General features: G+C 63.7%; 20 protein-coding genes. 12 read left to right on the top strand and 8 right to left on the bottom strand.

What is annotated here, in order from left to right:
- Positions 1-79: 79 nt before the first annotated feature.
- Positions 80-766, top strand: a complete 687-nt coding sequence (locus DV532_RS10720; RefSeq protein ID WP_056800889.1) for a GNAT family N-acetyltransferase — start codon at positions 80-82, stop codon at positions 764-766.
- Between the two features lie 111 nt (positions 767-877).
- On the opposite strand, the gene DV532_RS10715 is transcribed toward DV532_RS10720, so the two are convergent.
- From DV532_RS10715 to DV532_RS10695, 5 genes are all read right to left on the bottom strand, one after another.
- Positions 878-1,633 (bottom strand): ABC transporter permease, encoded by a 756-nt coding sequence (locus DV532_RS10715; RefSeq protein WP_056800887.1) that lies wholly within the window; start codon positions 1,631-1,633, stop codon positions 878-880.
- Complete coding sequence (locus tag DV532_RS10710) at positions 1,633-2,838, bottom strand: ABC transporter substrate-binding protein (RefSeq protein WP_056800885.1); 1,206 nt, start codon at positions 2,836-2,838, stop codon at positions 1,633-1,635. Before DV532_RS10710 ends, DV532_RS10715 begins: the two co-directional genes overlap by 1 nt.
- Positions 2,825-3,646: an ABC transporter ATP-binding protein gene (locus tag DV532_RS10705; protein ID WP_056800883.1), complete on the bottom strand. Its 822-nt coding sequence runs from the start codon at positions 3,644-3,646 to the stop codon at positions 2,825-2,827. The genes DV532_RS10710 and DV532_RS10705 overlap by 14 nt, the downstream gene beginning before the upstream one ends.
- Complete coding sequence (locus DV532_RS10700) at positions 3,643-4,707, bottom strand: acyl-CoA dehydrogenase family protein (protein ID WP_056800881.1); 1,065 nt, start codon at positions 4,705-4,707, stop codon at positions 3,643-3,645. Before DV532_RS10700 ends, DV532_RS10705 begins: the two co-directional genes overlap by 4 nt.
- A gap of 99 nt (positions 4,708-4,806) precedes the next feature.
- Entirely contained in the window at positions 4,807-5,367 is a 561-nt protein-coding gene (locus DV532_RS10695; RefSeq protein ID WP_003259243.1) for a carboxymuconolactone decarboxylase family protein, read from the bottom strand.
- A gap of 102 nt (positions 5,368-5,469) precedes the next feature.
- On the opposite strand from DV532_RS10695, the gene DV532_RS10690 reads away from it, so the two are divergent.
- Positions 5,470-6,381 (top strand): AraC family transcriptional regulator, encoded by a 912-nt coding sequence (locus DV532_RS10690; protein ID WP_056800879.1) that lies wholly within the window; start codon positions 5,470-5,472, stop codon positions 6,379-6,381.
- Between the two features lie 36 nt (positions 6,382-6,417).
- Here the strand turns inward: DV532_RS10690 and DV532_RS10685 are convergent, their stop codons facing one another.
- Positions 6,418-6,957 (bottom strand): Rrf2 family transcriptional regulator, encoded by a 540-nt coding sequence (locus tag DV532_RS10685; RefSeq protein ID WP_056800878.1) that lies wholly within the window; start codon positions 6,955-6,957, stop codon positions 6,418-6,420.
- 259 nt (positions 6,958-7,216) lie between these two features.
- On the opposite strand from DV532_RS10685, the gene DV532_RS10680 reads away from it, so the two are divergent.
- The gene (locus tag DV532_RS10680; RefSeq protein ID WP_056800876.1) at positions 7,217-8,419 is read left to right on the top strand and encodes an NAD(P)/FAD-dependent oxidoreductase; all 1,203 of its coding nucleotides are present in this window, start codon (positions 7,217-7,219) and stop codon (positions 8,417-8,419) included.
- Positions 8,420-8,609: 190 nt separating this feature from the next.
- Here the strand turns inward: DV532_RS10680 and DV532_RS10675 are convergent, their stop codons facing one another.
- Positions 8,610-10,016: a cytosine permease gene (locus tag DV532_RS10675; RefSeq protein ID WP_056800875.1), complete on the bottom strand. Its 1,407-nt coding sequence runs from the start codon at positions 10,014-10,016 to the stop codon at positions 8,610-8,612.
- Between the two features lie 316 nt (positions 10,017-10,332).
- Between DV532_RS10675 and DV532_RS10670 the strand changes: the two genes are divergently transcribed.
- The 9 genes from DV532_RS10670 to DV532_RS10630 all read left to right on the top strand — a co-directional run bounded on the left by DV532_RS10670 (position 10,333) and on the right by DV532_RS10630 (position 17,610).
- Positions 10,333-10,818, top strand: coding sequence for a flavin reductase family protein (locus DV532_RS10670; RefSeq protein ID WP_056800873.1), 486 nt, complete (start codon positions 10,333-10,335; stop codon positions 10,816-10,818).
- A gap of 75 nt (positions 10,819-10,893) precedes the next feature.
- On the top strand, positions 10,894-11,934 hold the full coding sequence (locus DV532_RS10665; protein ID WP_056800871.1) for an LLM class flavin-dependent oxidoreductase: 1,041 nt from the start codon (positions 10,894-10,896) through the stop codon (positions 11,932-11,934).
- 272 nt (positions 11,935-12,206) lie between these two features.
- Positions 12,207-12,803, top strand: coding sequence for an amino acid synthesis family protein (locus tag DV532_RS10660; protein WP_023632164.1), 597 nt, complete (start codon positions 12,207-12,209; stop codon positions 12,801-12,803).
- Positions 12,804-12,871: 68 nt separating this feature from the next.
- Positions 12,872-13,705 (top strand): alpha/beta fold hydrolase, encoded by an 834-nt coding sequence (locus tag DV532_RS10655; RefSeq protein ID WP_056800870.1) that lies wholly within the window; start codon positions 12,872-12,874, stop codon positions 13,703-13,705.
- Positions 13,702-15,183 (top strand): aldehyde dehydrogenase, encoded by a 1,482-nt coding sequence (locus DV532_RS10650; RefSeq protein ID WP_056800869.1) that lies wholly within the window; start codon positions 13,702-13,704, stop codon positions 15,181-15,183. Before DV532_RS10655 ends, DV532_RS10650 begins: the two co-directional genes overlap by 4 nt.
- Before the next feature lie 13 nt (positions 15,184-15,196).
- Complete coding sequence (locus tag DV532_RS10645) at positions 15,197-15,682, top strand: flavin reductase family protein (protein ID WP_056800868.1); 486 nt, start codon at positions 15,197-15,199, stop codon at positions 15,680-15,682.
- 129 nt (positions 15,683-15,811) lie between these two features.
- A complete protein-coding gene (locus DV532_RS10640; protein ID WP_008100863.1) occupies positions 15,812-16,201 on the top strand; it encodes a carboxymuconolactone decarboxylase family protein in 390 nt (129 codons plus the stop codon).
- 90 nt (positions 16,202-16,291) lie between these two features.
- The gene (locus DV532_RS10635) at positions 16,292-17,044 is read left to right on the top strand and encodes a GntR family transcriptional regulator (protein ID WP_012052005.1); all 753 of its coding nucleotides are present in this window, start codon (positions 16,292-16,294) and stop codon (positions 17,042-17,044) included.
- A gap of 2 nt (positions 17,045-17,046) precedes the next feature.
- On the top strand, positions 17,047-17,610 hold the full coding sequence (locus tag DV532_RS10630) for an NUDIX hydrolase (protein WP_056800867.1): 564 nt from the start codon (positions 17,047-17,049) through the stop codon (positions 17,608-17,610).
- Between the two features lie 18 nt (positions 17,611-17,628).
- Here the strand turns inward: DV532_RS10630 and DV532_RS10625 are convergent, their stop codons facing one another.
- Positions 17,629-18,261 (bottom strand): LysE family translocator, encoded by a 633-nt coding sequence (locus tag DV532_RS10625; RefSeq protein WP_056800865.1) that lies wholly within the window; start codon positions 18,259-18,261, stop codon positions 17,629-17,631.
- Between the last annotated feature and the right edge of the window lie 62 nt (positions 18,262-18,323).

Genomic DNA, 18,323 nt, shown 5'->3' with positions numbered 1-18,323 from the left:
CGGCAAAACCGGTTAGACTGTACAGCCCGCGCCTGCACGGCGCGGGCCATCCATTTACCTGCCGGAGCCCGCCCCCCCGATGTTCATCCTGAGCCGCCTCGACAGCGTGCCGCCCGAATCCTTCCAAAACCAGATCCGCGAACTGGTCATTCACCACGTCGGCGACCTGAGCAGCGTCGCCATCAGCGCCGACAACCCGCTATACCCGCTGTACCAGTACGGCGTCGGCATGGAAGTGCACCAGTACCTGCAAGCGCTGGACGGCAGCCGTGGCCTAGCTGTGGCACTGACCTTGGCGCTGGATGCCGAGGCCCCCGACCAGTTGCTGGGTTTCGCCCTGTCGCTGCCAGCCGAGGACGATGCGCAGGCGTGTGCCCTGGCGTTCCTGGCCGTGCGCGCCAGCCATCGCCGCCAGGGCATCGCCCGGGCCCTGCTACGCGACCTGCAGGCACGCCATGCCTGCGTCGAGCTGAATGCCTTTGCCAGCCAGGTGCCGTGGTTTGAAGCGATGGGCATGCAGGTGGTGGCGGCCAATGGGCCGCAGGTGTTGATGAGCAGCACTGGGCAAGCCAGCGGCGCGTTGATTGGCAGGTTGGACATTGCGCCGATCTACCAGACGGCGGAGGTGATGCAGATTCACACCTACCTGCTCAACCAGCAGGGTGAGGATGCGATGATCGAAGCGGAACAGCTGCGTGATGAGCGGCTGGACGAGCTGACCGCCCAGGCTCGGGAATGTGTGCGGCAGCGCAAGACCGTGCATTGAGCCGCCGGCCTATCGCCGGCAAGCCAGCCGCCACAGGGCTATCACCGGGCCCGAGGGCGGTGGAAGACCTGTGGGGGGCTGGCTTGCCGGCGATGAGGCCCCACTGGCCTGTCAGCCATGCACCCAGCGCCGATGCAGCCCACGCGCCAAGGCATCCAGCACAAACCCCAGCACCCCGATCAGCAACACCATCGCCATCAGCTCGGAATACGCCAGCCGGTCGCGGGTATCGAGAATGAAATAGCCCAGCCCCGCACTCACCCCAAGCATTTCGCACGGCACCAGCACGATCCACAAAATGCCGATGGCCAGGCGCACGCCGGTCAGCACGTGGCCGATCACCCCCGGCACGATCACCTTGCACAAGGTCTCCCAGCGCGTGGCACTCAAACTGCGGCTCAACTGCAACCACCGCGGGTCCAACTGCCTGACCCCGGCCGCAGTGTTCAACAAAATGGGCCACAACGCAGCAAACGCCAACAGGAAGTAAATCGGCTGGTCACCCACGCCCATCAGCATCACCACCACTGGCATCCACGACAGCGGCGAGATCATGCGCAGGAACTGAAACGCTGGTGTGGTCGCTGCTTCCAGGTGCCGGTAGCTGCCCACCAACAAGCCCAGCGGCACGCCAAAAAGTAGCGCCAGCAGCAGCCCGACCAGGATGCGTGTGAGGCTGACCCAGATGTGCCCATAGACCTCAGCCTGCCCCAGCAACTCGACCAGGCTGGCCAAGGTCGCCGCCGGCGAAAAGCGCGCCGACAGGCCATCGGCCTGGCCGAACACGGCCACACCCGCCCACCACAACAGCAACAAACCCAGCAACCCGGCCAGGCCAAGCCCGGCATGTACGACATGCGTGCGCATCAGACCGCAAACTCCTCGCTACGCTCGAAGGTGTCGGCGATGCCGAACACCGACGGCCCGCCAACGGCGGCGATGGCGTTGCGCACGAAGCGGTCGTCGACCAGGTCGCGAGCAGTCTGAACGGGGTCCAGGCCAGCAAGGAACCCGTTGTCACCCTCGATCAGGGTGGTTTTCAGGCGCTTGACCAGCTCTTCGGTGTAGCTGGGGGATGGGTAAGGCTGGAAGTCGATGCGCTTTTCGTCCCACTGCTGGTGACGAATGGCGCCACTGGCAATGTAGCCGGCACGGTCCTCGGCCGCCGGGGCCAGCACCTTGGCCAACACCGCCGGCTCGTGCGGGGTGTACTTGTTGGGGCCGGCCTTGGACAACAGCGCAGCGGCTTCGGCGCGATGGTCGCGGGTCCAGTGCTGGGCCTTGACGATGGCGTTGACCACCTTCTGCGACCAATCCGGGCGGTTGTTCAGGTCATGCTCATGCATGAACACCACGCAGCAGGCATGGTTGCGCCACACATCGCCAGTGAAGCGCTGCACGCGGCCAACCTTGAGGTTCTCGGCCAGGGCGTTGAACGGCTCGGCGACGATGTAACCGGCGATGCGCTTGCTGGCCAGCGCCGGCGGCATGTCGGACGGCGGCAGTACCAGCAGATTGACTTCGTTGGCAGCCAGTGACGCATTGATTGGCTTCGATACCGGGGTCAGGCCGTTGTCGTTGAGCATCTGCTGCAGCACCACGTTGTGGATCGAATACCAGAACGGAATGGCCACAGTCTTGCCGCCCAGTTGCTGCAGGTCGCTGATGTCCGGGGCCACGGTCAGGCCCGAACCGCCCACGTGGTTCCAGGCTACGACCTTGGCCGGCACCTTGCTGCCATAGCGTGCCCACACGGTCATCGGCGACAGCAGGTGGATGACATTGACCTGGCCAGAGATGAACGCCTCGATCACCTGCGCCCAACTGCGCAGCAACACCGGGCGCTCGGCCTTGATGCCTTCGGCCTCGAACAGGCCGTTGTTGTGCGCCACCAGCAGCGGCGTGGCATCGGTAATCGGCAGGTAGCCGATACGCACCGGCGCATCCGGCTCGGCGGCGGCACGCGCCTGCAGGCTCGACAGCAACGGCAGGGCACCGGCGGCCGTGAGCATGGCACCGAGTTTGAGGAAATCGCGACGCGAAGAAGCGCTACAGCAGTCATCCATGCACATGGACAGCCTCCGAGGGCAACGGGGTGGGGGTAGGTTCGACTGTGCGGCTTGCCCGCCGAAGGGTTTTGAGGATTTCGATGCGCAAGGCGCCCAGCTCTTCGACCCGCTGCGCCCGCGGTTGCGGCAGGTCGATATGCCACTGGCCGAGGATGTGCGCTGGGTGGTTGCCCAGTAGCAGCACCCGGTCGGACAACAGCAGGGCTTCGTCGATATCGTGGGTAATCAGCACCGCCGCCGTGTTGTGGGTGGCAATCAGTTGTAGCAGCAGTTGCTGCATGTCGGCGCGGGTGACTTCATCCAGCGCGCCGAACGGCTCATCGAGCAGCAGCACTTCGGGCTGGCGCGCCAGGCAGCGCGCCAGTGCAGTGCGCTGGGCCATGCCGCCCGACAATTGCGCCGGGTACTGGCCGCGGGCATGGGCCAGGCCCACGGCAGCAATCGCCTGGTCGACGCGGGCACGCCGCTCGGCAGTGGCCAATTTGGGCTGGCGAGCGAAATCCAGGCCGAAGGCGACATTTTTTTCCAGGCTCAGCCAGGGCAACAGGCTTGGGTCCTGAAAAGCCACCGCCAGCCGAGGGTGCGGCCCTTGCAGCGGCTGGCCGTGCAGGGTCACGCTACCGCCACGGGGCTGTTGCAGGCCAGCCAGCACCCGCAGCAGGCTGGATTTGCCCACCCCGCTGGGGCCAAGGATGGTGACCACCTCGCCCCGTGCCAGTTGCAGGTCGAACTGCGCCAGCACCGCCTGCCAGCCACCTTGGCGCGGGTAGCCCAGGCTGATATCGCGGGCCTCGAGCAGTATTGGGCTCATGCAGCGCCCGCCTGGCGTTGCAGCTCGGCGCGCAGTTGCACCAAACTGGGCGTGACGATTGGCACGAAGGCTGATTCGCGCCAGCGGCGGGCGAAGCCTTCACCGTATTCACTGAGGTAGGCCTTGCCACCACTGGCCTGCAACTCCAGCTGCACCGCGTCGGCAGCGCATTCGGCCAGGGTAATGCGCAGTTTGAACAACGCCGCCGGTTGCTGCAGGAATCGGCCATCGAGCAGGCCCTGCTTAAGCTCGCTCACGGTGTTTTCCAAGCGCTCACTTAGCACCCGCCGCGCTTCGTCGAGGAACGCGTCGCGGCCGTGCAGGTGCCCCTGCACTTCCTCCAGCGCCCGCCGTGCCAGGCCGATGGCCATGCCGCACTGCAGCGCCAGGAAGGCCGGGCGAACCCGGGGCAGGAACTCGCGGGCATTTTCATGCAGCAGCCAACCTCGCTGCAGTTGTACCTGGTGGAAGGCCAGTGCTGCCGTGTTGCTCGACTGCAGGCCCATCAATTGCAGGTCTTCGGACCGCGCCAGGCCCGGTACGTCAGAAGGAATGGCCAGCACGAACGGCGCGCCACCCGCCTCGTCGTCGATGGCCGCCGCCACCACGAAGCCGCTTTTACGCAGGTTGGTCACCCAGTGCAGGCGCCCTTCCAACTGCCAGCCATCGGCTGCCGGGCGGCCACGCACTTGCAGCGCTTCGATGCCAGACAGGAACTTCATGGCGTTGGACAGCCCAGTGGCGCCGGCCAGTTCGCCGCTCAGCAGACGCGGTAGCAAGCGCTCGCGCAGGGGCTGGTTGGGGCTGTGCAGCAGGTATTCGATGAAAGCGCGCTGGCCCCAGCAGACAAAGGCCGCTGCCAGCGAGCGGCTGGCAATGGCGGCGATGGCCTCGACCGCGTCGGTCACCTGCCCGCCCGTGCCGCCCTGGGCCGGGTCGACACCCATGCGCAGCAGCTGTGATTCGGCGATCTGCGCCAGAACCTGCTGCGGCTCGCACTGGCCCCGATCGATAGCTTCGGCATTGGCATCCAGCCAGTGTCGAAATGCGCAATCTTGCATGGTCTTGCTCCTTTGAAAACGCCAGGGCCGCCTGGCGGCCCATTCGCGGCACAGGGCCGCTCCGACAACGATCGCGGTAGGGTCGAGATCACCCGCGCATCATGCAGAAGGCTGCCAACGGTACTTGCCCAGCTCGTCATTGAGCGGCGTCTGGGCGAACACATTAGCAAAGTTGCACAGGGTGGCGAGGCTCACGCCCAAAATCACCTCCAGTGCGTTGCCTTCACTGAAGCCGGCCGCGCGGAAGGCCTGATAAGTGGCCTCGCTGACGTTGCCGCGGGTGGCGATTACTTCACGGGCGAACGCGGCCAGGGTTTCGTAACGGGCATCGGGCAGTTCGCCGCGGGCACGCAGGGCATCGACCACCTCTTGCGGCAGCTTGGCCTTGTTCAGGGCCACGGCGGTGTGGCCGGCCACGCAAAAGTCACAGCCATGCTGGGTGGCGGCAATCAGTTGCACCACTTCGCGCTCGGCCAGGCTTAGCTCGGCTTTGCCATTGAGCGCCGACACGGTTACATAGGTTTCCAGCGCAGCCGGGGCATTGGCCAGCACCCCTAACAGGTTGGGGATGAAGCCGGAATTTTTCTGCGCGTTTTCGAGGAACGGACGGGCCGCTTCCGGGGCGCTCTGCAGCGTGTGTAAAGTAATACGCGACGACATGCGGTGGTCTCCTTTGATGGGTGTCACTACAGTCTGTTGGTTATAAGAACTACCCTCCATATTCATCAGTCGCCTTTCCTTGCTTTTGAGTGTTTGCATTAGATGATTTCGTCCAGCCACCTTGTCGATTGGTTATTAGAGGGCCTGGAGCTCGACGCCAGCCTGTTTCACGTGGGCCGCTACTGCGGCGGCTGGCATGCCAGCACCCAGGGCATGGGCCGGGCCAGCTTCCACCTGGTGGTGCAAGGGCATTGCTGGCTGCACATCGACGGCCAGCCCGAAGCGGTGCGCCTGGAGGCCGGCGATGCAGTGTTCTTGCTCCGCGACCTTGGCTATCGCCTGGCCAGCGACCAGGACACCGCCAGCGCCTGTGCCCAGCCGCGCCAGCCCATGCAGGCACTGGACGCCACAGCAGTCGATGGCGTGGGGCTGGTGTGTGGTTTTTTCCACTTCAAGCCGGGCTTGTCGACGCTGATCGTCGAAGGCTTGGCCGACTGGATAGTGCTGCGCGCCGATGAACCGGCCGGGCATGCCGCGCGGGCGTTGTTCGAACTGATCCTGGAAGAATGCCAGCGCACCGCCGGGCCGTCGCAGGCATTGCTGGAACGGTTGACGCACCTGTTGTTCCTGTATGTGCTGCGCCAGCAGGTCCATGCCGGGCAATCGCTGGGTGGGTTGGTCGCCCTCGCCCGCCAGCCGGCGTTTGTTGGGCTGCTGGGGCTGTTGATCGAGCAACCGGGGCAAGCCTGGACACTGGAAAGCATGGCCGCCTGCACCGGCTTGTCGCGCTCGGCGTTTTTCAAACGCTTCAATGAACTGGCCGGGCAGTCGCCGGGGCAAGTGCTGCTGGCGTTGCGCATGCGCCATGCCAGCCAGCTGTTACGGGCGGGGCATACCGTGGAGCAGGTAGGCGCACAGGTGGGGTATCAGTCGGTGGCGGCGTTTACCCGGGCGTTTGCCAAGGCGGTGGGGGTGCAACCCGGCGCGTATCGGCGCCAACATGAAGGGCGTTGACCTGCACCGGCCCCTTCGCGGGTGCAGGTAGCAGGCTCAGACCTCGCTGACCGGAATGTCCCCAGCCCCTTTACCTTCGCGCCGCTCGCCCATCCAGGCATTGACCTTCTGCCCAAACTCGGCCGGCGCCTTGCGCCCGAAGCGCCGCGCCAGATCCAGGATGGTCTGCTGCGCCAGGGCCTCCTCCATGCGCTTCTGCGCCCCCAGCATCACCGCATGGATCGCGCAGGTGCCTTCGGTCGCCCAGCCCGGCGCCGAACCTTCGAACAGGCTGCAGCGTTCACGCACTTCGCGGCAGTCGAAGATCTTCTTCGGCCCGTCGATGGCATTGACGATATCCAGCACGGTGATTTCATCCGACGGCCGCGCTAGGCGGAAGCCACCGCGTACGCCCTCCGTGGCGGCCACCAGCCCAGCACGGGCCAACTTGGTGAAGACCTTGGCCAGGTATTCCTGAGGCACGCCCTGCAACTCGGCCAGGTCGCGCACGCTGGACTCGCGGGAGTCACCACGCTCGTCCACCAGGAACAGCAGGCAATGGATGCCGTATTCGACGCCAGCACTGTAGAGCGACATATCTATCTCCGACCAATCTTGTCGCAAATAATACGCTGACCGCCAGCGTGCAGCAAAGCACAAAGCTGCCGTCGGTCAGCGTGTTTTTTCTCTTAAGACCAATAAATACAGCGCCAAAGACCCGTTCTCGACGAAATGAAGCACGGGCCCGCCGAAAAAAAGACTTGCCGGACACAACTACGACCAATAGAGTCGTAGTTATTCGAGCGGCACCCCACTTGCCCTCGAAGGCCCCCTTTGAACCTTGCGGAGCACTTTCATGCAATCGAACATTCTGATCATTGGTGCCGGCTTTGCCGGTGTCTGGAGCGCCCTGAGCGCCGCACGCCTGCTCGACCAGGCCCAGCGCGCCGACATCAGCATCAGCGTCCTCGCCCCCCAGCCTGAACTGCGCATCCGCCCGCGCTTCTATGAGGCCGACGTACACGGCATGAAGGCCCCGCTGGGCGAGCTGTTCGCAGCCGTTGGTATTCACTTCATCCCCGGCAACGCCGAGAGCATCGATACCGAAGGCCGCAGCGTCAGCTACACCGACGCCCACGGGCACCCTCAACAGATTGTCTACCAACGCCTGATCCTCGCCGCCGGCAGCCAGGTCGCACGCCCGGCAGTGCCTGGCCTGGCTCAATACGCATTCGATGTCGACCAGATGGAGTCGGCCATGCGCCTGGAGCAACACTTGGTCGGCCTGGCCGCCCTGCCCGCTTCGCCAGCGCGTGACACTGTGGTGGTGTGTGGCGGCGGTTTTACCGGGATCGAGACCGCTACCGAAATGCCGGCGCGGCTGCGTGCCATTCTCGGCGCAGACAGCGCGGTACGGGTGCTGGTGGTTGACCGCGGGGCCAGCGTGGGCGCGGCGCTGGGTGCGGGCATCACGCCTTCGATTGTGGCAGCGTGCGAACAGGCCGGTGTGCAATGGCTGCTCGGTACCTCGGTGGTCGCGGTCGATGCCGCTGGGGTCACCCTGGACAACGGCGAGCATATCGCCAGCAACACCGTGATCTGGACCGCCGGCGTCAAGGCCAGCCCGTTAACTGCCCAGGTTGCCGGTGAGCGCGACAACTTCGGCCGGTTGAAAGTAGACGGCCACCTGAAAGTGCTGGGCCAGGAACACGTATACGCCACCGGTGATACCGCCTGGGCCGCGGTTGACGATGTGGGTAACCACGCCCTGATGACCTGCCAGCACGCCATTCCCATGGGTCGCCATTCGGGCAACAACGCCGCAGCCGATTTGCTCGGTCTACAGCCGGTGGTGTACCGCCAGCCCAAGTACGTCACCTGCCTGGACTTGGGTGACTGGGGCGCGGCCTTCAGCGAGGGCTGGGAGCGCGAACTGAAGCTGCATGGCCAGGAGGGCAAAGACCTCAAGCGCCAGATCAACACGGTGTGGATCTACCCACCAGCGGCTGACCGCACCCAGGCCCTGGCCGCCGCCGACCCGCAGATCGCGATCGCCTGACGCATGGGCCTGCGTAATTCAGTTAAAGGCTGATCTGCAATTGCCGGGGCTGCTAGTACCTATCTCATTTTGAATCAGCAAGGCCCTTGTAGGAGCGGGCTTGCCCGCGAATAGCGGCGCAGCCGGTGCCAGGCCGCGCGTTGGATTGTTCGCGGGCGCGCCCGCTCCCAGGGGGTACCTGGCGCCCCAATCAGTCGTTGACAGTCACAACCCGCCCCGCCTTCTCGGCAGCCTTGCCGCGCGTCGCCAGGCAGTAATACAGCGGCACCGTCACCAGCAAGCCGAACAGCCACGACAAGTCGGCCCCTTCGACGATGTTGGAGTACGGCCCCACGTACAGCGACGTATTGGCGAACGGCAGCTGCACCAGGATGCCGCAGGCATAGGCAATGATCGCGTGGTGGTTGAAGCGGCCATAGATGCCGCCATCAGCACTGAAGATCGAGGCAATGTCGTACTGGCCCTTCTTGATCAGGTAGAAGTCGATCAGGTTGATCGAAGCCCACGGCACCAGCACCAGCAGCAGTGCCAGGATCAGGCCGATGAACTGGCCGATGAAATCCGCCGAAGCATTCAGCGCCACCAGGCCGCAACCCAGCAGAATCACCGACGCCAACACCACCCGCACCTTGATGCTCGGTGTCCACGCGGCGACGAACGTTTGGATCGCGGTGACGATCGACAGCACCGCGCCATACAGGTTGAGGGCGTTGTGGCTAATGATGTTGAGCAGGAACAGCACCATCAGGATCGGGCCCAGCCAGCCGGTGGCCTGCTTGACCGCATCCATTGCATCGGTGCCTTCCGGCACGCACAGCACTGCCACTGCCCCGAAGCTGAAGCACAGGATGGTACCCACGGTGGCGCCGAAGTAGGTGGCCCAGAACGGCTTGGCAATGCCCACTTCACGTGGCAGGTAGCGCGAATAGTCGGAGGTGTACGGCGAGAAGCTGATCTGCCAGATGATGCCCAACGACACCGTGGCAATGAAGCCCGACAGGTTGAACGCGCCCCGGCTGAAGAAGTCGGCTGGCAGTGGCTGGACGAACATCATGATGAAACCAGCCAGCAGCGCGGAGCCCATCACCCAGGTCCCGATACGGTTGAGGATGTGGATGAAACGGTAGCCGATCACCCCGATGGCGGTGGCACTCAGCGCGCCAATAACAATGGCGCCAGGCATCGGCACGCTGGGGGCGATGCCGTGGATGGTCTTGCCCGCCAGCACGATATTGGAAATAAAGAAGCCGACATAGATCAGTGCGGTGAAGAACACGATCAGCAAGGCACCGTAACGGCCAAACTGGCCACGGCTTTGCACCATCTGCGGAATGCCCAGCTGCGGTCCCTGCGCAGAGGCCAGGGCGATGACCACGCCGCCGACCAGATGGCCCAGCACGATGGCGATCAGCCCCCACAACAGGTTCAGGTGAAACACCTGGACCACCATGGCGCCGGTGACGATGGGCAGTGGCGCAATGTTGGTACTGAACCACAGGGTGAACAGGTCGCGCGCCTTCCCATGGCGCTCGGCAGGTGGAACGTAATCGACCGTGTGGTTCTCGACAAACGGGTTTTGCGAAGACGCTTGGGACATAGGTATCAGCTCGAAAGGTCGTTTTTATCGTTGTAAGGAAACCGCATCTAGGCGGCCTCTCAGCTGCGGACCATATTATGGTATTCCAATCTTTTGACAACACTGATCCGTAGGAAAAAATGCCCACTGATCCGCTTGCAAAACCCCTGCGACAAACCGCCTCACCGCACAAGGCCACGGTATACGTGGCCTGCAGCCGTTCATCGTAAAAAACCACGCTTGAAAATTCCGCTTGCAAAATAGGTATTACGGTATACCATCAGACACATCAACGATAAAAACCGCGGACCACCGCAGCCCTTTAGAGGTACAGCAGATGATCGACGCAACCGTCTACAAGAACGTCCTGGGCTCCTTCCCGTCCGGCGTTACCGTCATCACTACCCTGGACGACGACGGCTCGGTCGTCGGCCTGACCGCCAGCGCCTTCTCCTCCTTGTCGATGGACCCGCCGCTGGTGCTGTTCTGCCCCAACTACACCTCCGACTCCTACCCGGTGCTGATCAAGCAGAAGCGCTTCGCCATTCACCTGCTCTCCGGTGAACAGCAAACCGAAGCCTATGCGTTTGCCAAGAAGGGCAAGGACAAGGCCAGCGGCATCGAGTGGTCGCTGAGCGAACTGGGCAACCCGATCCTGGCCGGCGCCACTGCAGTCATCGAGTGCGAACTGTGGCGCGAATATGAAGGTGGCGACCACGCCATCATGGTCGGCAAGGTGCACAACCTGATCGTCCCCGAGCAAGCGCCACGGCCGATGATCTACTGCCGCGGCAAGATGGCCAGCCTGCCAGCCTTTGCCTGAAGCCTATTCTGAATCGAGACCACTGGCGCCCGCCCTGCCAGGCGACAGACACTTTCAAGCGTTGAGGAAAGCCCCATGAAATTTTCGTTGTTCGTACACATGGAACGTTGGGATGAACAGGTCAGCCACCGCCAGCTGTTCGAAGACCTGACCGAACTGACCCTGATGGCCGAGAACGGCGGTTTCAGCACCGTGTGGATCGGCGAACACCACGCCATGGAATACACCATTTCGCCAAGCCCGATGCCGCTGCTGGCCTACCTGGCCGCACGCACCGAGAAGATCCGCCTGGGCGCCGGCACCATCATTGCGCCGTTCTGGAACCCGATCCGCGTCGCCGGCGAATGCGCCCTGCTTGACGTGATCAGCAACGGCCGCATGGAAGTGGGCCTGGCCCGTGGCGCCTACCAGTTCGAATTCGACCGCATGGCCAATGGCATGCCCGCCACCGACGGCGGTAAAGCGCTGCGTGAAATGGTGCCGGTGGTCCGCAAGCTGTGGGAAGGCGACTACGCCCACGACGGCGAAGTCTACAAGTTCCCAACCTCCACCAGCGTACCGAAGCCATTCAACGCCACCCCCCCGATGTGGATCGCCGCCCGCGACCCCGACTCGCACAACTTCGCCGTGGCCAACGGCTGCAACGTCATGGTCACCCCGCTGATGAAGGGTGACGAAGAAGTGCTGGACTTGAAAAACAAGTTCCAGGCCGCCCTGGACAACAACCCAGAGGTGCCACGCCCACAACTGATGGTGCTGCGCCACACCCACGTGCACAGCCCGGCCGAGCCGGAAGGCTGGAAGGTCGGCGCCCAGGCCATCTCGCGCTTCTACCGCACCTTCGATGCCTGGTTCGGCAACAAGACCGTCCCGGTCAATGGCTTCCTTGAGCCAAGCCCTGAATCGAAATTTGCCGAAGTGCCGGCGTTCCAGCTGGAGAACATCCGCAAGAACACCATGATCGGCACCCCGGAAGAGATCATTGCGCGCATCAAGTACTACCAAGAGCTCGGTGTCGACGAGTTCAGCTTCTGGTGCGACAACAGCCTGCCCCATGCCGAGAAGAAGAAGTCGCTCGAGCTGTTCATCAAGGACGTGGTGCCGGCGTTCGCCTGAATTCCCATTGCCTGAAACATTGCGGGACGCAGCCCGCTCAGGTGGGCCCCTGTGGCCTGCGTGAGCGGGTTTTTTTTGAGATTCAGTGACAGCCTGTACCGGCCTCTTCGCGGGTTCACCCGCGAAGAGGCCGGTACAGACAACGACAAAAACCCCGGTACAACGCACCTTTCGTCCCCTCGCAAGAGAAATTTCCAGCCCCCTCTTGCACAACAAATATTATGGTATACCATCAGACAACAAGAGCTGATAACCCTCACCAGGAGCCACCCATGAGTTTCGAAATCCGCAAGATCGTCACCTACTCCGAAGAGACCCGCATCGAAGGCGGCAAGGCCACCGACAAGCCGGTGACCATGGTCGGCCTGGCCGTGGTGATCAAGAACCCATGGGCCGGTCGCGGTTTCGTTGAAGATCTGAAGCCGGAAATCCGCGCCAACTGCTCAGCGCTGGGTGCACTGATGGTCGAGCGCCTGACCGCTGCCATCGGCGGTGCCGACAAAATCGAAGCCTATGGCAAGGCCGCCGTTGTCGGCGCCGACGGCGAAATCGAGCACGCTTCGGCGGTGATCCACACCCTGCGCTTTGGCAACCACTACCGCGAAGCGGTACAGGCCAAGAGCTACCTGAGCTTCACCAACAAGCGCGGCGGCCCGGGCACCTCGATCCAGATCCCAATGATGCAGAAGGACGACGAAGGCCTGCGTTCGCACTACATCACCCTGGAAATGCAGATCGAAGACGCCCCGCGTGCCGATGAAATCGTCGTGGTTTTGGGTGCTGCCGACGGCGGCCGCCTGCATCCGCGCATCGGCAACCGCTACATCGACCTGGAAGAACTGGCTGCCGAAAAAGCCAACGCTCAATAACAACAACCAAGACGGGCCGGGGCGTGGCGTGCTTACCCGCCGCGCCCGACCTTCAAGGAGCGCCCTCCATGATTCAGCCTGTCGCTGAACGCACACCTGCCGGCACCAGCTACCTGTCCGTCGGCCAGGGCCAACCCGTGGTACTGATCCACGGCGTGGGCCTGAACAAAGAGATGTGGGGCGGGCAGATCGTTGGCCTGGCCAATGACTACCGCGTCATCGCCTACGACATGCTCGGCCATGGGCAAAGCCGTGTACCGGCGGCCGACACACCACTGGAAGGCTATGCCGACCAGCTCGCCGAGCTGCTCGACCACCTGCAAATTGCCCAAGCCACCGTGATCGGTTTCTCCATGGGCGGCCTGGTCGCTCGTGCATTCGCCCTCAACTACCCGCAGCGCCTGGCTGCGCTGGTGGTGCTCAACAGCGTGTTCAACCGCACCCCCGAGCAGAGCGCTGGGGTTATCGCCCGTGCCGCCCAGGCTGCCGAGCTGGGCCCCGACGCCAACGTCGACGCCGCGCTCGACCGCTGGTTCAGCCGTGAATACAAGGCTGCCAACCCGGCCCAGGTCGCCGCCATTCGCCAAGTGCTGGCGAGCAACGACCCGCAGGGCTACCACACCACTTATTCGCTGTTCGCCACTCAGGACATGTATCGCGCGGGTGACCTGGGCAGTATCCAGGTACCCACGCTGATCGCCACCGGCGAACTTGACTCGGGCTCCACCCCGGCCATGACCCGTCAGCTTGCGGCCAGCATCCCTGGCGCACGCAGCGTGGTCCTCGCCGAGCAACGGCATATGATGCCGGTGGAAGCGCCGCGCGAAGTCAACAAAATGCTCATCGACTTCCTCAGCCACGCCCGCACCCTCACCGAATCCGCCAAGGGGATTGTTGCATGACCCTCGTTCGTTTCCAGATGTGCATCGACGGCCAATGGCGCGATGCCCAGAGCGGCAAGACTTTCGACAGCCTCAACCCGGCTACCGCCCAGGCCTGGGCACAACTGCCCGACGCCGACGAAGCCGATGTGGAGCTGGCCGTGCAGGCCGCCCAGCGCGCCTTCGACAGCAAAGAGTGGCGCAGCATCACCGCCACCGCGCGCGGCAAGCTGTTGCGTCGCCTGGGTGACCTGATTGCCGAAAACAAGGAACACCTGGCCCAACTGGAAAGCCGTGACAACGGCAAGCTGATCCGCGAAACCCGCGGCCAGGTCGGCTACCTGCCAGAGTTCTTCCATTACACCGCAGGCCTGGCCGACAAGATCGAAGGCGGCACCCTGCCGCTGGACAAGCCCGACCTGTTCGCCTACACCGTGCACGAACCGATTGGCGTGGTGGCCGGGATCATCCCGTGGAACAGCCCGCTGTACCTGACTGCGATCAAGCTGGCCCCGGCCCTGGCCGCCGGCAACACCATCGTGCTGAAGCCGTCCGAACACGCCTCGGCGACGATCCTCGAGCTGGCCCGCCTGGCCCTCGAGGCAGGCTTCCCGGCCGGTGTGGTCAACGTGGTCACCGGCTACGGCCCAAGCACTGGCGCAGCGCTGACCCGCCACCCGCTGGTGCGCAAAATTGCCTTCACCGGCGGCGCCGCCACCGCCCGCCACGTGGTGCGCAGCAGTGCCGAGAACTTCGCCAAGCTGTCGCTGGAGCTGGGCGGCAAGTCGCCGAACATCATCTTCGCCGACGCCGACTTGGACAGCGCCATCAACGGCGCCGTGGCTGGCATTTATGCCGCCTCCGGGCAAAGCTGCGTGGCCGGTTCGCGCCTGCTGGTGCAGGACGAAATTTTCGACGAATTCGTCGAGCGCCTGATCACCCGCGCCAAGCGCATCCGTATCGGCAACCCGCAGGACGACGCCAGCGAGATGGGCCCGATGGCCACCGCGCAACAGCTGGCCGTGGTCGAAGGCCTGGTCGCTGCAGCCAAGGCCGAGGGCGCCAAGCTGCACATGGGCGGCAAGCGTGCCGAGGTTGAAGGTGACGGCTGGTTCTACGAGCCGACCTTGTTCGAGTGCGACAGCAACTCGATGACCATCATGCAGGAAGAGGTATTCGGCCCAGTTGCCGCGGTTATCCGCTTCAAGACCGAGGAAGAGGCCCTGGCCATCGCCAACGACTCGCAGTTTGGCCTGGCTGCCGGCATCTGGACCCGCGACCTGGGCCGTGCCCACCGGCTGGCCCGCGACGTACGTTCGGGGATCATCTGGGTCAACACCTACCGCGCGGTGTCGGCCATGGCGCCGATTGGCGGGTTCAAGAACAGCGGCTACGGCCGTGAGAGCGGCATCGATTCGGTGCTGGCCTATACCGAGCTGAAGACCGTGTGGATCAACCTGTCCACCGCGCCCATGCCCGACCCGTTCGTGATGCGTTAAGAGGAAGCACGAGATGATCGAACCAGGCATCTACAAAGACGTGATGGGCTCCTTCCCGTCCGGCGTCACGGTGGTCACCACCCTGGACGCCGACGGCGGCATCGTCGGTATCACCGCCAGCGCCTTCAGCGCGTTGTCGATCGAGCCAGCGTTGGTGCTGTTCTGCCCCAACTACGCCTCCGACACCTACCCGATCCTGCGGGACAGCAAGCGCTTCGCGATTCACTTGCTGTCCGCCGACCAAACCGCCGAGGCCTACGCCTTCGCCGGCAAGGGCAAGGACAAGGCCAAAGGTGTCGAGTGGCACCTGAGCGAGCTGGGTAACCCGCTGCTGGCCAAGGCCACGGCGATCATCGAGTGCGAGCTGTGGCGCGAATACGACGGCGGTGATCACGCGATCATCGTCGGTGCGGTGCAAAACCTGGTGCTGCCGGCCGAGCCGGTGACGCCGATGGTTTACCACAAAGGCAAGCTGGGCGCCCTGCCGCCCTTGGGTTGACCTTGGGACTGCCGGGGCTGCTTGCCGGCAATGGGCCGCACAGCGGCCCCTGTTTCACCCCTTTTTTAGGGGCCGCGCTAATCGTCTCACCCTCGGTTGCGGCCCCTGTTTTATGCCGGAGTACTGCCCATGAGCAACGAGAAGTACGAAAAAGGCCTGCAGATCCGCACCCAGGTGCTGGGCGAGGACTACGTCAACCGCTCGATCCAGAACGCCGACGACTTCACCAAGCCGTTGCAGGAGCTGGTCACCGAATACTGCTGGGGCCACGTCTGGGGCCGCGAAGGCTTGTCGCTCAAAGAGCGCAGCATGATAAACTTGGCAATGATTTCCGCGCTCAATCGGCCCCACGAGCTCAAGCTGCACATTCGCGGCGCCTTGCGTAATGGCCTGAGCCGTGAACAAATTCGCGAAATTCTGCTCCAGGTCGGCATTTATTGCGGCGTGCCCGCGGCGGTGGACAGTTTCCGCCTGGCCCGCGAAGCGTTCGCTGAAGCCGATGCGGAGTCAACCCGTTAACACCGGGCTGTTCGAACCCACGCAAGGAGCACCCAAGGTTCGTGGTGCTGTTGCGGTTGCGGCCGGGCAGCCTCTTTCAGAGCGCACTTGATGAAACGCCAGCCACTCGACGACAGCTTCAAGGTCAACCGCAACCCCGTTACCCTACGCGAAATCGTGCTCGACAAGCTGCGCGCTGCGATCATGAACTTCCACCTGTTGCCGGGCGACCGCCTGGTCGAGCGCGATCTCTGCGACCGCCTTGGGGTCAGCCGCACCTCGGTGCGCGAAGCCCTGCGCCACCTGGAGTCCGAAGGCCTGGTGGAATTCGCCGACGCCAAAGGCCCACGTGTGGCCATCATCACCCTGGAAGACGCCCGCGACATCTATGAGCTGCGCTGCGTACTCGAAGGCCTGATCGTGCAGCTATTCACCCTCAACGCCAAGGCCAAGGACATCCGCGCCCTGGAACGCGCGCTGGAGGTCAACCGCGAAGCCCTCGAAGAAGGCGAGCTGCAGCAGGTGCTGGACTCGGTACAAGGTTTCTACGATGTGCTGCTGGAAGGTTCCGGCAACCAGGTGGCGGCCCAGCAATTGCGCCAGTTGCAGGCACGTATCAGCTACCTGCGCGCGACCTCGGTCTCGCAGGAAAACCGCCGGGGCGCCAGCAACCGCGAAATGGAAAAGATCGTCGAGGCGATCAAGAGCGGCGACCCACTGGTTGCCCACCAGGCCTCGGTCGATCATGTCCGCGCAGCCGCCAAGGTGGCCCTGGACTACCTGCGCCAGAAGCAGGATGACAACGCCAAGGTGCGCGATATCGTCGAGCCCTTGGCCCTGAAGGAACCTCGTATAGGCCGCTGACCATGCCCAACGCCCCGCGCTACTGCCCACACTGCACCACGGAACTGGCCCGGGGCGTTCCCACCGGCGACACCCACCAACGCCTGCACTGCACCGGCTGCGGCTACATCCATTACATCAACCCGAAAATCATCGCCGGCTGCATCATCGAGCGCGATGGCAAGTACCTGTTGTGCCAGCGCGCCATACCGCCGCGCCCGGGTACTTGGACTTTGCCAGCCGGGTTCATGGAAGCTGGCGAGACCACCGAGCAGGCGGCGCTGCGCGAGGTCTGGGAAGAAAGCGGCGTACGCGGCGAAATCGTCTCACCGTACTCGATCTTCAGCGTGCCGCAGATCAGCGAGGTGTACATCATCTTCCGCGCCATCGCCACCGAGGAAACCGGGCAGTACGGCGCGGAAACGCTGGCCTACAAGTTCTTCGCCCCAGACGAAATCCCCTGGGACGAGATCTATTACCCGGCGATTCGGCAGATTCTGGAGCGCTACATCCTCGAGCGGCAGGCCGGGGTGTATGGCATCTACATGGGCAATGACGATACCGGCAAAGTGCACTTCATTCGCTAGCCTGCTGCAAGCCAGGCGTCAACGGCGCCCTTCAGCCAGCATGCGTACGGCCAAACCGGCCAGTACCGTGCCCATCAGCCAGCGCTGCACTTGCTGCCACAGCGGGCGACCGGCAAGGAACACGGCGATGGACCCGGCCATGATCGCGATCAGTGCATTGACTGAAACGCTGATGGCGATTTGGGTCGAGCCCAGCACCAGCGATTGCAGCAACACGCTGCCATGCCCCGGCTCGATGAACTGCGGCATCAGCGACAGGTACATGACGGCAATCTTGGGGTTGAGCAGGCTGGTGGCGAAGCCCATGGTGAACAGCCGCCGCGGGCTGTCGGCAGGCAAGTCGCGCACCTGGAACGGCGAACGACCACCGGGCCGCAGCGCCTGCCAGGCCAGGTACAACAGGTACAGCGCGCCACCAATGCGCAGCGCGTCATAGGCAAACGGCACCGCCATCACCAGGGCAGTGATACCCAGCGCGGCGCAGAACATGTAGATGACGAAACCCAGGGCTATGCCACCCAGCGAAATCAACCCAGCCTTGCGCCCCTGGCAAATCGAGCGGGAAATCAGGTAGATCATGTTCGGCCCTGGGGTCAGGACCATGCCGAGGCAGATCAAGGCGAAGGTGAGCAGTTGCGTGGTTTCGGGCATGGGGCACATCCTGGTTGTGCGTTGAAGTCGTGCGAGTTTATCCGAAGCTATTGCAACCGGTG

Origin of the sequence: Pseudomonas sp. Leaf58 (assembly GCF_003627215.1) — a bacterium.
GTDB lineage: Bacteria > Pseudomonadota > Gammaproteobacteria > Pseudomonadales > Pseudomonadaceae > Aquipseudomonas.
This window is presented reverse-complemented; position numbering and strand designations above follow the sequence as displayed.

Excerpts from the sequence above, each read along its gene's own strand:
- DV532_RS10720 (WP_056800889.1), top strand. The coding sequence starts at position 80 with ATGTTCATCCTGAGCCGCCTCGACAGCGTGCCGCCCGAATCCTTCCAA.
- DV532_RS10715 (WP_056800887.1), bottom strand. The coding sequence starts at position 1,633 with ATGCGCACGCATGTCGTACATGCCGGGCTTGGCCTGGCCGGGTTGCTG.
- DV532_RS10710 (WP_056800885.1), bottom strand. The coding sequence starts at position 2,838 with ATGTGCATGGATGACTGCTGTAGCGCTTCTTCGCGTCGCGATTTCCTC.
- DV532_RS10705 (WP_056800883.1), bottom strand. The coding sequence starts at position 3,646 with ATGAGCCCAATACTGCTCGAGGCCCGCGATATCAGCCTGGGCTACCCG.
- DV532_RS10700 (WP_056800881.1), bottom strand. The coding sequence starts at position 4,707 with ATGCAAGATTGCGCATTTCGACACTGGCTGGATGCCAATGCCGAAGCT.
- DV532_RS10695 (WP_003259243.1), bottom strand. The coding sequence starts at position 5,367 with ATGTCGTCGCGTATTACTTTACACACGCTGCAGAGCGCCCCGGAAGCG.
- DV532_RS10690 (WP_056800879.1), top strand. The coding sequence starts at position 5,470 with ATGATTTCGTCCAGCCACCTTGTCGATTGGTTATTAGAGGGCCTGGAG.
- DV532_RS10685 (WP_056800878.1), bottom strand. The coding sequence starts at position 6,957 with ATGTCGCTCTACAGTGCTGGCGTCGAATACGGCATCCATTGCCTGCTG.
- DV532_RS10680 (WP_056800876.1), top strand. The coding sequence starts at position 7,217 with ATGCAATCGAACATTCTGATCATTGGTGCCGGCTTTGCCGGTGTCTGG.
- DV532_RS10675 (WP_056800875.1), bottom strand. The coding sequence starts at position 10,016 with ATGTCCCAAGCGTCTTCGCAAAACCCGTTTGTCGAGAACCACACGGTC.
- DV532_RS10670 (WP_056800873.1), top strand. The coding sequence starts at position 10,333 with ATGATCGACGCAACCGTCTACAAGAACGTCCTGGGCTCCTTCCCGTCC.
- DV532_RS10665 (WP_056800871.1), top strand. The coding sequence starts at position 10,894 with ATGAAATTTTCGTTGTTCGTACACATGGAACGTTGGGATGAACAGGTC.
- DV532_RS10660 (WP_023632164.1), top strand. The coding sequence starts at position 12,207 with ATGAGTTTCGAAATCCGCAAGATCGTCACCTACTCCGAAGAGACCCGC.
- DV532_RS10655 (WP_056800870.1), top strand. The coding sequence starts at position 12,872 with ATGATTCAGCCTGTCGCTGAACGCACACCTGCCGGCACCAGCTACCTG.
- DV532_RS10650 (WP_056800869.1), top strand. The coding sequence starts at position 13,702 with ATGACCCTCGTTCGTTTCCAGATGTGCATCGACGGCCAATGGCGCGAT.
- DV532_RS10645 (WP_056800868.1), top strand. The coding sequence starts at position 15,197 with ATGATCGAACCAGGCATCTACAAAGACGTGATGGGCTCCTTCCCGTCC.
- DV532_RS10640 (WP_008100863.1), top strand. The coding sequence starts at position 15,812 with ATGAGCAACGAGAAGTACGAAAAAGGCCTGCAGATCCGCACCCAGGTG.
- DV532_RS10635 (WP_012052005.1), top strand. The coding sequence starts at position 16,292 with ATGAAACGCCAGCCACTCGACGACAGCTTCAAGGTCAACCGCAACCCC.
- DV532_RS10630 (WP_056800867.1), top strand. The coding sequence starts at position 17,047 with ATGCCCAACGCCCCGCGCTACTGCCCACACTGCACCACGGAACTGGCC.
- DV532_RS10625 (WP_056800865.1), bottom strand. The coding sequence starts at position 18,261 with ATGCCCGAAACCACGCAACTGCTCACCTTCGCCTTGATCTGCCTCGGC.